11 protein-coding genes and 1 pseudogene are annotated in these 12,777 nt (G+C 67.7%); 2 read left to right on the top strand and 10 right to left on the bottom strand.

Going from position 1 to position 12,777, the window contains the following annotated elements; all coding sequences use genetic code 11:
* Window positions 1-4 precede the first annotated feature (4 nt).
* The 3 genes from BMW87_RS25170 to BMW87_RS25160 all read right to left on the bottom strand — a co-directional run bounded on the left by BMW87_RS25170 (window position 5) and on the right by BMW87_RS25160 (window position 3,535).
* Complete coding sequence (locus BMW87_RS25170; protein WP_093079476.1) at window positions 5-1,600, bottom strand: N-acyl-D-amino-acid deacylase family protein; 1,596 nt, start codon at window positions 1,598-1,600, stop codon at window positions 5-7.
* A gap of 138 nt (window positions 1,601-1,738) precedes the next feature.
* Window positions 1,739-3,097 (bottom strand): tetratricopeptide repeat protein, encoded by a 1,359-nt coding sequence (locus BMW87_RS25165; RefSeq protein ID WP_093079474.1) that lies wholly within the window; start codon window positions 3,095-3,097, stop codon window positions 1,739-1,741.
* Window positions 3,098-3,136: 39 nt separating this feature from the next.
* Window positions 3,137-3,535 (bottom strand): tautomerase family protein, encoded by a 399-nt coding sequence (locus BMW87_RS25160; protein ID WP_093059894.1) that lies wholly within the window; start codon window positions 3,533-3,535, stop codon window positions 3,137-3,139.
* 111 nt (window positions 3,536-3,646) lie between these two features.
* Here BMW87_RS25160 and BMW87_RS25155 point away from each other — a divergent pair, with 111 nt between their 5' ends.
* Both BMW87_RS25155 and BMW87_RS25150 read left to right on the top strand, forming a co-directional pair.
* Window positions 3,647-4,507 carry a LysR family transcriptional regulator gene (locus BMW87_RS25155; RefSeq protein ID WP_093059892.1) on the top strand — a complete coding sequence of 287 codons (861 nt, stop codon included), beginning with the start codon at window positions 3,647-3,649 and terminating at the stop codon, window positions 4,505-4,507.
* 40 nt (window positions 4,508-4,547) lie between these two features.
* Window positions 4,548-5,174 carry a YitT family protein gene (locus tag BMW87_RS25150; protein ID WP_093059890.1) on the top strand — a complete coding sequence of 209 codons (627 nt, stop codon included), beginning with the start codon at window positions 4,548-4,550 and terminating at the stop codon, window positions 5,172-5,174.
* A gap of 95 nt (window positions 5,175-5,269) precedes the next feature.
* On the opposite strand, the gene BMW87_RS25145 is transcribed toward BMW87_RS25150, so the two are convergent.
* The 7 genes and pseudogenes from BMW87_RS25145 to BMW87_RS34795 all read right to left on the bottom strand — a co-directional run.
* Window positions 5,270-6,664, bottom strand: coding sequence for an amidase (locus tag BMW87_RS25145; protein WP_093079471.1), 1,395 nt, complete (start codon window positions 6,662-6,664; stop codon window positions 5,270-5,272).
* Entirely contained in the window at window positions 6,655-8,142 is a 1,488-nt protein-coding gene (locus tag BMW87_RS25140) for an ABC transporter substrate-binding protein (protein ID WP_093079469.1), read from the bottom strand. Before BMW87_RS25140 ends, BMW87_RS25145 begins: the two co-directional genes overlap by 10 nt.
* A gap of 216 nt (window positions 8,143-8,358) precedes the next feature.
* Window positions 8,359-9,852: an ABC transporter substrate-binding protein gene (locus BMW87_RS25135; RefSeq protein WP_093059884.1), complete on the bottom strand. Its 1,494-nt coding sequence runs from the start codon at window positions 9,850-9,852 to the stop codon at window positions 8,359-8,361.
* A gap of 111 nt (window positions 9,853-9,963) precedes the next feature.
* Window positions 9,964-10,791 (bottom strand): ATP-binding cassette domain-containing protein, encoded by an 828-nt coding sequence (locus tag BMW87_RS25130; RefSeq protein ID WP_093059882.1) that lies wholly within the window; start codon window positions 10,789-10,791, stop codon window positions 9,964-9,966.
* A complete protein-coding gene (locus BMW87_RS25125; RefSeq protein ID WP_093079466.1) occupies window positions 10,788-11,777 on the bottom strand; it encodes an ABC transporter ATP-binding protein in 990 nt (329 codons plus the stop codon). Before BMW87_RS25125 ends, BMW87_RS25130 begins: the two co-directional genes overlap by 4 nt.
* A gap of 5 nt (window positions 11,778-11,782) precedes the next feature.
* Complete coding sequence (locus tag BMW87_RS25120) at window positions 11,783-12,658, bottom strand: ABC transporter permease (RefSeq protein WP_093079464.1); 876 nt, start codon at window positions 12,656-12,658, stop codon at window positions 11,783-11,785.
* A pseudogene (locus BMW87_RS34795) lies at window positions 12,655-12,777 on the bottom strand (ABC transporter permease); the annotation flags it as partial. The gene BMW87_RS25120 and the pseudogene BMW87_RS34795, both read right to left, overlap by 4 nt.

Raw genomic sequence — 12,777 nt, 5'->3', positions numbered from 1 at the left:
GGCCTCAGCCGCAGCTGCCCGCCTTCGGCGTGCGCAGCAGCGGCTGGCCGGCGCCAACGCCCGTGGGCTTGCCGCCGTCGACGGCGAGCTGCCCGTTCACCAGCACCGTGCTCACGCCTTCCGACAGCAGCGTCGGCTGCGTGTAGGTGGCTTTCGCCGCATAGCGCGCCGGATCGAACACCACCACGTCGGCGTAGTAGCCCGGGCGCAGGTGCCCGCGCTGCTTCAGCCCCAGCGTGTCGGCCGTGAGTGACGAGCTGCTGCGGATGAACTGCGCCAGCGAGATCGTGTGCTCCTTCACCACGTACTGGTCGTACTTGCGCGCGAAGGTGCCGTAGGCGCGCGGATGGCCCAGCGACGAGTCGGACGAGGTCATGACCCACGGTCGCTTCATGAAGGCGCGCACGTCGTCGTCGCTCTGGTTGAACGAGGCGATCATCAGGTCGCCGTCGCGCAGCACCGCGATGGCGGCTTCCACCGGATCGGCGTTCGATGCCTTGGCCACGTCGGCCAGCGTCTTGCCCACGTACTTCGTGCTGCCGGCCGAGAACAGGATGGCCTCGGGGCCGCCGCGCAGCCGCAGGTTCTCGCGCATGTCCTTGCGCAGGCGCTCCTGCTGCGAGGCGTCGTCGAAGCGCTGCAGCGTCGCCGCACGGCCGCCCTCGTTGGCCCAGGGCGGCAGCAGCGCGGCCGAGAAGCGCGTGCTCGACGCGGTCCACGGATAGTGGTCGGCCGTGATGTCCAGCCCGCCCGCGCGTTCCTTCTCGATGCGCTTGATGATGTCGCCGCTCTGGCCCTGCACGTCGACGCCCAGCGCCTTGATGTGCGCCACATGCACCGGCAGCTTCGCCTCGTGGCCGATGCGGATCGCCTCGTCGATGGAGCCCTTGAGGCCGATGTTGTACATGGACTCGTCGCGGATGTGGCTGTCGTACAGCCCGCCGTGCCGCGCCGCCACCTTCGCGAGCTCGATGACCTCCTCGGTTTTCGAGAAGTTCTGCGGCGTGTAGAAGAGCCCGGTCGAAAGGCCAAGCGCGCCTTCGCACATGCCCTGGCTCACGCGCTTTTTCATCGCCTCGAGCTGCTCGGGCGTCGGTGCCCGGTTGGCTTCGCCCAGCTCGCTCATGCGCACCGGGCCGAAGCCCACGTACATGGCCACGTTGGTGCCCACCGGCGCGGCACGCAGCTTCTGCGCCTGCGCCGCGATGTCGAAGCCGCCGAAGCCGTCGTTGCCGATTACCGCGGTGGTCACGCCCTGCGTGATGAACGGGATGTTCAGCCGCTTCTTCGGATCGTTCGAGTGCAGGTCGGCATCCGCATGCGTGTGGGCGTCGATGAAGCCCGGCGCCACCACCATGCCCGTGGCGTCGATGACGCGCCTTGCCGTGAACTGCGCTGGCGCCGCCTTGCCCGCGAACACGATGCGGTCGCCCGCGATGCCGACATCGCCCACCACCGGCGTGTCGGAGTCGCCCGTGTAGACGGTGCCGCCGCGCAGCAGCAGGTCGAGCGCGACGGGCGTTCCCTCGGCGGCATGCAGGGTGGGTGCGAAGGGTGCGAGGGCCGAGAGAACGGCCAGCGTGACGAGAGACTTGCGCATGGGCGATGGGGCCTTGAAGGCTTCTTGTCGATAGGGAGCGGCCAGTTTAGGAGCCGCCTCCGGGTCATCGCCAATTCCTTTTGCACCATGCCCCATGACCTGAAGGCATGGGCTGCCGGGCGGTGCTCGCAGATGCGCTCAGGCGTGCGTCGCAAGCTGCCCGAGGCCGAGGCGCTCGTACACCGCCGCCGTCTGCCGGCGCAGGCGCAGCGACTCGGGCTGGCCATTGAGCTGTTGCTGGAGGATGCCCTGGGCAGCGGACAGCGAAGCCTCCGTGCCGCTGCGCACCAGCGCATCGAGATACACCTGCTCGAACAGGTCGCGCTGCGCGTGGCTGCCGCCGATCTCGATCATGCGCGGCAGGGCAGTGCCGAGCCCTTCGATGGCTGCCGCGAGATCGCCGCGCGCATGCGCCACCAGTCCATGCGCGGCCGGCACGCACACGCGCTGCCATGCCGCGCGCGTCGATGCCGGCGCGTTCGGCGCGAAGGCCACTATGTTGCACAGCAGAACCTCCGCCTCGGGGTGCCCGGCGCGCGCCAGGCCGTAGAGGTACTGCAGGTCGAGAAAGGGCAGCACGTGGTCGGCCTGGCGCTGCCGCAGGTAGCCGGCCACGTCCTCCCAGCGCCTGCCCACGTCGATGCCCGCGAGCTCCAGCCGTGCGAGCAGCGAGACGGCGCCGATCTGGTCCTGCGAGTAGTCCTTCACCACGCCCCAGGCACGCTCGTCGTACACCGCGAGCGCTTCGGCATCGCGACCCAGGTCGATGAGGAACAGCGCCATGTGCCACCAGTTGTGCGTGACCATGAACGAGTTGAGGCCGGTCCAGGTGTCGCTCACGCTCTGCATGAACGCCAGCCCTTCGGCGAGCCGGCCCTCGGTGAGCATCACGTGCGCCAGCGCATGGTGCGCCCACGGCTCCTTGCGGCACATGGCGATGGCGCGGCGTGCGCTCGCCTCGGCCTCGCGCATCAGGTGGCACTGCTCGTAGCCGAAGGCCGCCATGCCGTGCACGTAGGGCACGTCGGCCGCGTGCGGCAGCACCGCCAGCGCGAGCTTGAGCATGCCGGGGCAGTCGCCGGTGTTGAAGCAGTGGTACTGGCCGAGCTTGACCGACACCAGGTCGCGCGGATGTTCGCGGGCCTGCTCGGCATGCAGTGCGATCGCGCGGGCGATGTCGCCCTCGGCCCAGGCCTCGACGGCCGCGATGTAGCGCTGCTCGCGCGGCGTCGCGCGTGCGGCGCCGGCGCGGGCCTTGTCGAGAAATGGCCGGGCGTTGGCCACGGCCTCGCGCGATTCGGCGAACAGGTGCAGCGTGGCGCAGTAGGCCTGCACGATGGGGCTCGCATCGGTGCCGGCCACGGCGATCAGGTTGACGGCGCGAGCCTCTGTCGAGATGAACCCCATGACGAAGTCGTCGACCAGCGGCAGGCTGGTGGGGTCGTCGAGGGTGAGCGGGTTGCCGAGGCTGTCGGCGAGCGGTTTTCCGGAGGGCATGGCGGCATGGTGCCATGCCCCCGGAGATGCTTCAACGACTCAGACGCCGGCCTGCTGGTGGCGGTACTCCTGCGTCTTGCCGCCGTAGCCGTAGGCCGCGCCGCGCGCGTCGATCACGTGGATGTAAGACACCTCGTGCAAGTCCGGCCGGATCTTCGCCATGGCCGCGTGCACCTCGCGCAGGTAGCGCGCCTTCTCGGCCTTGGTGTTGGTCTCGTCGGTGATGCTGATGTCGAGGTGGAAGGCCGACTTGCCCAGCGAGGCCAGCGTCTGGCCGCCTATGAACCAGGCGTCGGCGGCGATGTACTGCACAGTGATGGCGATCACCGGCAATTGCTTGCCGAGCACGCTCTGGGTGAGCTCGGCGACCGTGTCGACGGTCTTGCGGGTGAGGGCGGCGTCGGGTTGGCCGGAGAGGTGGACGACGATGTGGGGCATGGTGGACTCCTGGGTGAATGAGTGGTCGATGGGGTGATTGTGGGAACTCCCTATCAATCGGAAAAGCGGGAAGATATGATGGATTCCATCGGATTAACGGATGGGTGAGTCATGCAAGGCTTTGATCTGGAGCAGCTGCGCACGCTGGCGGCGGTCGTCGACGCAGGCAGCCTGACGGCCGCCGCGCCGCGCGTCTTTCTTTCGCAGTCGTCGGTCAGCGAGCAGATCCGCAAGCTGGAAGAGCGGGCCGGGCAGTCGCTGCTCACCCGCAGCAAGGCGGGCGTTTCACCCACCGAGGCGGGCGTGCGGCTGCTGGGCTATGCGCGGCGCATCCTGTCGCTGAGCGACGAGGCGTTTCGTGACCTGCATGGCGAGACGCTGCAGGGCGAGCTGCGCCTCGCCGTCACCGACTACTTCCGGCCCGGGGACCTGACGCGCCTGCTGGGGCGGCTCGGCGAGAGTTATCCGCAAGTGCGGCTGCACGTCACCATCCTGAAGAGCGACGATCTGCGCGCTGCATATGCGCGGGGAGATTTCGATGTGGGAGTGGCGATGAACATCGCCGGCGTTTCCGCCGCGCAACCCCGGGCGTCGGTGATCCGGCGCGAATCGCTGGTGTGGCTGGGCGCGGCGGGCATGCGGCTCGTGCGTGGCGAGCCGGTGCGGCTGCTGGCCTTGCCGGACACCTGTTCGCTGCACCAGTTCACCGTGGCGCTGCTGCGGCGCCGGCGGGTGCCCTACGCGCTGGCGCACGTGGCCTCGGGCGTGGCGGGGCTGCAATCGGCGCTGGCCGCCGGGCTGGGCGTGGCCTGCCTCAACGAATCGGCCATCAGCGATGGCGTGGCGCGGCTGGCCACCCCCCACGGGCTGCCGGCGCTGCCGCGTGTCGCCTTCGAGTTCTTGCCCGGTCGCAGGGGAGAAACGGCGTTCGTGACCCGGGCCCGGGAGCTGCTGGCTACCCATCTGGTGTGAGTCCGGCCCGGGGTGGCGCGGGATTTGCGTCACGTCTGCCATGGATGCGCCACCTCCCACAACCCCACCGGAATGGCTGCGCCATTCCCGTTTCGATGACGCGCAGGCGATCTTTTCGGGCACCTTGTTCGTTGCCATTGCCATGATGCTGTTCGGCCAGGCGGGCTTGCTCACGGGCGGCACGGCCGGCGTCGCGTTTCTGTTGCACTACGCAACTGGCGTGAGCTTTGGAAAGCTGTTCTTCCTGGTCAACCTGCCGTTCTACTGGTTCGCATGGCGCCATATGGGGCGGGCGTTCACGATCAAGACTTTCTCGGCCATTGCGTTGCTCTCGCTGATGACCGACTGGGCGCCGCGCTACCTGTCGATCGATTCACTGCACCCGGCTTTTGCGGCCGTGCTCGGTGGCTTGCTGCTGGGCACTGGCTGTCTGTTCCTCGCCCGCCACCGCGCGAGCCTGGGTGGTGCGACGGTGTTGACGCTGTACCTGCAGGAAAAGCGCGGGTGGCCGGCTGGCAAGGTGCAGATCGGGATCGATTGCACGGTTGTATTGCTCGCGTTGTTCGTGATTCCGCCGCAGCGTGTGGGGTGGTCGGTGCTGGCCGCTGTGGTGATGGGGCTCTTTCTCTGGATCAACCACAAGCCTGGGAGGTATGCGGCGACTTGAGCTTGCTGTTCTCCGGGGTGCGCGCGAATGGCACCGGGTACTCCCCTCCGCGAATGTCTCCCGTCGGCGTGATCGCTCCCCGAACAACACCAGAGTCAAGGCGCAACGGGCCAGGGCCGCTGAGGCTCCCGAATCTGCTCGAACGCACGCGAAACGCGCAGCACTCCGAGATCGTCGAAGCGCTGCCCCGCAATCTGAAGACCAATCGGCAATCCACCCGCCGAGTACCCGCAGTTGACCGACGCCGCCGGCTGCTCCGACATGTTGAACGGCACAGTGAACCCGATGTGCTCCAGCGGCCTCAAGGGATCGTTCGTGGGCGAAGGCGCCTCCGCCGCTGCGGGCATGTTCGGCGACACCGGCGAGATCACGTAGTCGAAGCGCGCGCAGGCGCTCATCGCCGCCACGCGCGTCGCATGGAACTGGCTGAAGCTGCGGAACACGTGCTCGCCGCTGAACTCCGCCGCGCTCTCGGCCCATTCACGGATGTAGGGCAGCACCTTCGAGCGCTGGTCGGCTCGCAGGCCCTTCATGTCCACCAGCGAGCGCATGCGCCACAGATGGTCCATGCCGTCGAGCATTGCCTGCGACATGAAAGGCTGCATCGGTTCGATGATGGCACCGGCCTTCTCCAGCAGGCGTGCCGCGTGTTCGACCGCTGCCTGGATTTCAGGTTCCACGGCCAGTCCGCAGCCCGCGTCGAGCAGCAGGCCGATGCGCAAGCCGCGCAGATGGTCGGGTGATACGTCGAAGCCGGCCCAGTCGATGTCCTGCGGCGGCAGGTTCATGCTGTCGCGCGCATCGGGCTTCGACAGCGCCTGCATCAGCAGAGCCGCGTCGCCAACGGTACGCGTCATCGGCCCTGCGGCACGGCCCATGTACGGCGGATCGATGGGGATGCGCCCCAGGCTCGGCTTGAGCGTGAAGATGCCGCACCAGCTCGCGGGCAAGCGCAGCGAGCCGCCGATGTCGGTGCCCAGATGCAGCGGGCCATAGCCGGCGGCGGCCGCAGCACCTGCACCCGCACTGGAGCCGCCCGGCGTCAGGCGCAGGTCCCACGGATTGCGCGCCAGCGTGTGAAAGCTCGACAGGCCCGAAGACAACATGCCGTAGTCCGGCATCGTCGTCTTGCTCACGATCACCGCGCCCGCTTCTTTCAAGCGTGCGGCCGGTGGCGCATCGGCAGCCGCGGGCTTCAGGTCGACGGCGGCGGTGCCGGCCGGCATCGGATCACCGCGCGTCGCGATGTTTTCCTTGATGGTGGCCGGCACGCCGTCGAGCGGGCCGAGTGCATCGCCGCGCTGCCAGCGCGCTTCCGAAGCGCGCGCCTGCTCGAGCGCGGCCTCGGGCCTGAAGAGCCAGGTGGCCTGCAGGTGCGGCTCCCAGCGCTCGATCTGCGCGATCACGGCCTGCGTGACCTCCACCGGCGAGAGCTTGCGGTCGCGGTAGGCCGCGGCAAGCTCCTGTGCGGACAGGTCGTTCAACCCCACGACAGCGCCGACAGGTCGTTCACGAAGATCGGGTTGTCCTTCCAGATGCCCTTGACGTTCTTCTTTGCGACGGTCGGGAACTGCGGCTGGTACAGGAAACCGTTGGCAGCGTCGGTGGCCAGCAGTTTCTGCGCGTCGCCGAGCAGCTTGTTGCGCTCGGTGGCGCTGGCCGTGGACTTGATCTTGTCGAACAGCGTGTTGAAGGCCTTCGACTGGTAGCCCCAGTAGTAGTCCGACTTGGCGTAGTTGCCGAGGTCGAAGGGCTCCACGTGCGAGACGATCGACAGGTCGTAGTCCTTGTTGCCGTAGGTGCCGCTGAGCCATTGGGCCCATTCCACGTTCTGCACCTTCACGACGATGCCGATCTTGGCGAGCTGGGCCACGATCACCTCGCCGCCCTGGCGGGCATACGGCGGCGGCGGCAGCGTCATGGTGAGTTCGAGCGGCGTCTTCACGCCGGCTTCGGCCAGCAGCTTCTTGGCCTTCTCGATGTCGAAGGGGTTGATGCCGGTGGTGTCGACATAGCCCGCAGCACCCGGCACGTAGTGGCTGCCGATGGGCACGCCGAAGCCGTCGGCCGCGCCTTCGATCACGGCCTTGCGGTCGATGGCGGCAAGAATGGCACGGCGCACGCGCACGTCGTCGAGTGGCTTCTTCTTGTTGTTGATCGAGAGAATCGTCTTGGCGCGCGAGCCCGCCAGGATCACCTGGAACTGCGGGTTCGCCTTGAACTGCGGCACCACGCGCGTGCCGATGCGCGCAAACACGTCGACGTCGCCCGAGAGCATGGCAGCGGCCTGCGCAGCGGTGTCGGAGATGAAGCGGAACGTGACCTTGCTGATCTTCGCGGTGGCGGGGCTGCGAAAGCCTTCCCACTTGCTCAGCGTGATCGACGAGCCCTTGGCCCAGCTGTCGAGCTTGTAGGGGCCGGTGCCGACCGGCTTGGTGGCGTTGCCATCGGCGCTCTTGGGCTCGACGATCACGGCCGTGGCCTGGCCCAGCACGAAGGGCAGGTCGGGGTCGATCTCCTTGTTGATGATGACGACGGTGTAGTCGTCCACCACCTGGGTCGCGAGGTTGGCGAAGGTGCGCTTGTCCTTGTTGGTGCTCTTCTCGCCGCCTGCGCGGTCGAACGAGAACTTCACGGTGGCCGCGTTGAAGGGCTCGCCGTTCTGGTACTTCACGCCGCGCCGCAGCTTGAAGGTGTAGGTCTTCAGGTCGGGCGAGATTTCCCAGCTCTCGGCCAGCAGCGGCGTGACGCTGCCGTCGGCATTGATCTTGGTGAGCGTCTCGAGGATGTTGTAGTGCACCACCTCGGCGATGGCGGCGGCGGCGCCGGTGGTCGGGTCGAGCCCCGGCGGTTCGAGCGCCATGCCGATCACGATGGCGTCCTTCCGGCCCTGCGCCATGCCGGCGAGCGGGGTGGCCAGCGCAACGGTGGCGCCAGCGGTGGTGAGAAGGGTGCGACGGTTCAACATACGTGTGATCTCCGGATAGACAACAAGCCAGGTTCGAATGACGACTGCTCCGGCGTGCGCCATGCCCCGAAGGGAGGCGCGACGCCGCGAAAGACACGACACGCAGCACGAAAGATGCCACGTGCGCAGCCGGTCATTCTCTCGCAGGGGGCGAGCCGGTGCGCGGCCCGCGGGGCGGTTTTTCCTCGGGACGTTCCCGTAGGCGATAGAGCCGGGTCAGCCCCAGGACAGGGCCGCGATGTCGTTCACGAAGATCGGCGTGTCCTTCCACAGCCCGCGCAGGTTGCGCGCCGCCACGGTAATGAACTGCGGCTGGTACAGGAAGACGTTGGCCGCGTCTTCCGCCAGCAGCCGCTGCGCGTCGCCCAGGTAGCGCAGGCGGTCGGAGGTGCGCGCGGCGTTGCGCGCCTTGTCGAAGACCTCGTTGAACCTGGCCGACTGGTAGCCCCAGTAGTACTCGGGCTTGGTGTAGTTCACCAGGTCGAAGGGCTCGACGTGCAGGATCAGCGAGAGGTCGTAGTTCTTGTTGCCGTAGGTGCCGCTGATCCATTGCGCCCATTCGACGTTCTGGATCTTCGCGACGATGCCCACCTTGGCGAGCTGCGCGGCGATCAGCTCGCCGCCCTGGCGTGCATAGGGCGGGGGCGGCAGCACGAGCTCGAGTTCGAGCGGCGTCTTCACGCCGGCTTCGGCCAGCAGCTGCCTGGCCTTCTCGACGTTGTAGGGGTTGATGCCGGTGGTGTCGATGTATCCCGGCGCGCCCGGCACGTAGTGGCTGCCGATGGGCACGCCCCGGCCGTCGACGGCGGCTTCGATCACCGCCTTGCGGTCGATGGCCGCGGAAATCGCGCGGCGCACGCGCACGTCGTCCAGCGGCTTGCGCTTGTTGTTGATGGCCAGGATGGTCTTGCCGCGCGAGGCGTTGAACACCACCTGGAAGCGCTTGTCGTTCTGGAACTGCGGCAGGCTGCGCGACACCGAGGCATGCGGAAACAGGTCGATGTCGCCCGAGAGCAGCGCGGTGGTCTGCGCGGCCGGCTCGGATATGAAGCGGAAGCTGGCCTTGCGGATCTGCACCGTGTCGGCATTGCGCCAGCCGTCCCACTTGGCGAGCACGATGCCCGAGCCCTTGGACCAGCTGTCGAGCCTGTAGGGCCCGGTGCCGACCGGCTTGGTGGCGTTGGTCTCTACGGTCTTGGGCTCGACCTGGATTGCCGAGGCCTGACCCAGCAGGAACAGCAGGTCGGGCTCGATCTCCTTCGTGATGAGCACCACCGTGTGCTCGTCGACCGCCTGCGTCGCGATGTTGGTGAAGGTGCGCTTGTCCTTGTTGGTGCTGTTGGCCGCGGCCGCGCGGTCGAACGAGAACTTGACGCTCTGCGCGTTGAAGGGTTCGCCGTTCTGGAACTTCACGCCACGCTTGAGCTTGAAGGTGACGGTCTTCAGGTCGGGCGACACCTCCCAGCTGTCGGCCAGCAGCGGCGTGACGCTGCCGTCGGAGTTGATCTTGGTGAGGGTTTCGAAGACGGTGTAGAGCACCACCTCGGCGATCTCGGCGCCGGCCTTGGCCGTGGGGTCGAGGCCCGTAGGCTCCAGCGTGAGGCCGAGCACCAGCGAATCTTTTTTTCTCTGCGCCAGCGCGATGGTCGGCAGGGCCAGCGGTGTCAGGGCTGCGGCGCCGGTGGCGAGCAGGGTGCGTCGTTTGAGCATGAAGCGGTGTCCTCGGAACAGGGGGCAAGCATCATCCGCGAGAGCAGGGCGCCAGCGCAACCAGATGCTTATGACCCACTCATCCTAGAGACTGCGGGCGACGCTTCGGTGTCAGGCCGGCAGCAGCGTGCCGCCCGTGGGCGTGCGCGGCACTGCATCGAGCAGCGTGCGCGTGTACTCGTGCTGGGCGTGATGGAAGAGCTCGGCGGGCGGACCCTGCTCGACGATCTTGCCTTTCCACACCACACAGACCTCGTCACACAGGTGGTTGACCACCGCGAGGTCGTGGCTGATGAGCAGGTAGCTGATGCCGAACTGCTGCTGCAGGTCCTGCATGAGGTTGAGCACCTGGGCCTGCACGGATACGTCGAGCGCACTCACCGGCTCGTCGGCGACGATGAGCTTGGGGCGCGTGATGAGGGCGCGTGCGATGGCGATGCGCTGGCGCTGTCCACCCGAGAACTCGTGCGGGTACTTGTCCATGTCGGTGGTGCGCAGGCCGACCGCTGCCAATGCTTCGGAAGCGCGTTCGCGCTGCACGGCGCGGCTGGTTTCGGCCAGCGCTTCGAGCGGTTCGGCGACGATGCGCGCCACGGTCTGGCGTGGGTCGAGCGAGCCGTAGGGGTCCTGGAACACCATCTGGAAATCGCGCCGCGCGGTGCGCAGCTCGGCCTTGGGCAGCGCATGCAGATCGCGACCTTCGAGGCGCACGCTGCCCGAGGTGGGCGTGTCGAGCGCCATCACGAGGCGAGCGATGGTCGACTTGCCCGAGCCCGATTCACCGACGATGCCCACGCTCTTGCCGGCCTGCACTTCGAAGCTCACGCCGTTGAGCGCCTTCACGGTGGGTGGCGGGCCGAAGAGCTTTTCGCGCGGCAGCGCGTAGTGGCGTACGAGATCGGTGACCTGCAGCAGCGGTGGAGTGGTGGCCGTGCTCATGGTGCGATGGCCCCTTCCGTGGCGATCTCTTCGAGCCGGATGCAACGCACCGCGTGATCCTGCGGCAGCATCGTGGCTGGCGGCCGGGTGGTCTTGCAGGCCTCGACGGTGTAGCTGCACCGGCCCGCGAAGGGGCAGCCCTTCGGCAGGTCGACCAGCTCGGGCACGCTGCCCTTGATGGTGGCCAGCCGCAGGCCGCGCGGTGCCCCGATGGCGGGGCGTGCGGCAAACAGGCCCTGCGTGTAGGGATGGGCGCGGCGCGCGAACACCGCCTCCGTCGGGCCACTCTCGACCACGCTGCCGCCGTACATCACCAGCATCTTCGAGACCGTCTGCGCGATCACGCCGAGGTCGTGCGAGATCAGGATCAGCGCCATGCCGCGCTCGGCCACGAGGCTCTGGATCAGTTCGAGGATCTGCTTCTGGATGGTGACGTCGAGCGCCGTCGTCGGTTCGTCGGCAATCAGCAGGTCGGGCCCGCAGGCGAGCGCCATCGCGATGCCGATGCGCTGGCGCTGGCCGCCGGAGAACTGGTGCGGATAGGCGTCGAGGCGCGAGGCTGCATCGGGAATGCCCACGCGGTCGAGCAGCGCGAGCACTTCCTTGCGAGCGTCGGCCTTCGAGAGACCGCGGTGCAGCCGCAGCGGTTCACCGACCTGGCGCGCGATGGTGTGCACCGGGTTCAGCGCCGCCATCGGCTCCTGGAAGATCATGCCGATGCGGTTGCCTCGGATCTGGCACATGGCTTTCTCGTCGCGGCCGATGAGCTCGGTGTCGTCGAAACGGATGCTGCCCGTGACCTTCGCGGTCGAGGGCAGCAGGCCCATCAGCGACATCACGGTGATCGACTTGCCGCAGCCCGATTCACCAACGATGCCCAGCGTTTCGCCGCGCTCCAGCGTGAAGCCGATGCCGCGCACAGCCTCGGCGGGGCCGCGCTGCGTCTGCAGTTCGATGTGCAGGTCTTTGACTTCGAGCAGGGGCATCTTGCTTACCTTGCGCGTGCCAGTCGCGGATCGAGCAGGTCGCGCAAGCCGTCGCCGAGCAGGTTCAGGCCCAGCACCGCGAGTGCGATGGCCATGCCGGGGAACACCGCGAGCAGGGGCGACTGGAACATCATCGTCTGCGCCTCGCTGAGCATGCGGCCCCACGAGGGTTGCGGCGGCTGCGTGCCCAGGCCCAGGTAGGAGAGAGCGGCTTCGGCCAGGATGGCGATGGCGAAGCGGATCGTGATCTGCACGATCAGCACGGCCGAGATGTTGGGCAGCACGTGCTGCATCGTGATCGCGAACGGGCCCTTGCCGCAGGCGCGTGCGGCGGCGACGTACTCGCGCGACCAGATCGCGTTGGCAGAAGCGCGCGTGATGCGCGCGAAGGTCGGGATGTTGTAGATGCCGATCGCGATGATCGCGTTGACGATGCCCGCGCCGAACACCGCCGTCATCATGATGGCGGAGAGGATCGCAGGGAAGGCGAGCGAGAAGTCGGTGAGCCGCATGATGGCTTCCTCGACCCAGCCGCGCTTCGCCGCCGCCAGCAGGCCCAGCGCGGTGCCGACCACGAGGCCGATGCCGACCGCGATCACGCCCACGAGAATTGATGCACGCGCGCCGACCAGCAGCAGCGAGGCCACATCGCGCCCGTAGGTGTCGGTGCCCAGCCAGTGCGCGCCAGTCGGCGGCTTCAGCTTGTTGGCCATGTCCATGTCGTAGGGCGACCAGGGTGTCCAGACCAGCGAAACGGCAGCGGCAAGCAGCAGGAGCAGCGTCAGCGCGCCGCCCAGCACGAAGCTGCGGTGATGCAATGCGCGGCGCCAGAAGCCGGGGACCTTGAGCGCAGCAGCGCTCGGAGCTGTGATCGCGTTCATATGTCGCTGGCCTTGATGCGCGGGTCGATCACGGCATACAGCACGTCGACCACGAAGTTCACGATGACCACCATGGCCGCCAGCAGCATCACGCAGTTGCGCACCACGATCAGGTCGCG

The sequence above is a fragment of the Variovorax sp. OV084 genome (assembly GCF_900111625.1).
Classification (GTDB): Bacteria; Pseudomonadota; Gammaproteobacteria; order Burkholderiales; family Burkholderiaceae_C; genus Variovorax.
This window is presented reverse-complemented; position numbering and strand designations above follow the sequence as displayed.

Coding starts and splice junctions, on each gene's coding strand:
- BMW87_RS25170 (WP_093079476.1), bottom strand. CDS start 1,600: ATGCGCAAGTCTCTCGTCACGCTGGCCGTTCTCTCGGCCCTCGCACCC.
- BMW87_RS25165 (WP_093079474.1), bottom strand. CDS start 3,097: ATGCCCTCCGGAAAACCGCTCGCCGACAGCCTCGGCAACCCGCTCACC.
- BMW87_RS25160 (WP_093059894.1), bottom strand. CDS start 3,535: ATGCCCCACATCGTCGTCCACCTCTCCGGCCAACCCGACGCCGCCCTC.
- BMW87_RS25155 (WP_093059892.1), top strand. CDS start 3,647: ATGCAAGGCTTTGATCTGGAGCAGCTGCGCACGCTGGCGGCGGTCGTC.
- BMW87_RS25150 (WP_093059890.1), top strand. CDS start 4,548: ATGGATGCGCCACCTCCCACAACCCCACCGGAATGGCTGCGCCATTCC.
- BMW87_RS25140 (WP_093079469.1), bottom strand. CDS start 8,142: ATGTTGAACCGTCGCACCCTTCTCACCACCGCTGGCGCCACCGTTGCG.
- BMW87_RS25135 (WP_093059884.1), bottom strand. CDS start 9,852: ATGCTCAAACGACGCACCCTGCTCGCCACCGGCGCCGCAGCCCTGACA.
- BMW87_RS25130 (WP_093059882.1), bottom strand. CDS start 10,791: ATGAGCACGGCCACCACTCCACCGCTGCTGCAGGTCACCGATCTCGTA.
- BMW87_RS25125 (WP_093079466.1), bottom strand. CDS start 11,777: ATGCCCCTGCTCGAAGTCAAAGACCTGCACATCGAACTGCAGACGCAG.
- BMW87_RS25120 (WP_093079464.1), bottom strand. CDS start 12,658: ATGAACGCGATCACAGCTCCGAGCGCTGCTGCGCTCAAGGTCCCCGGC.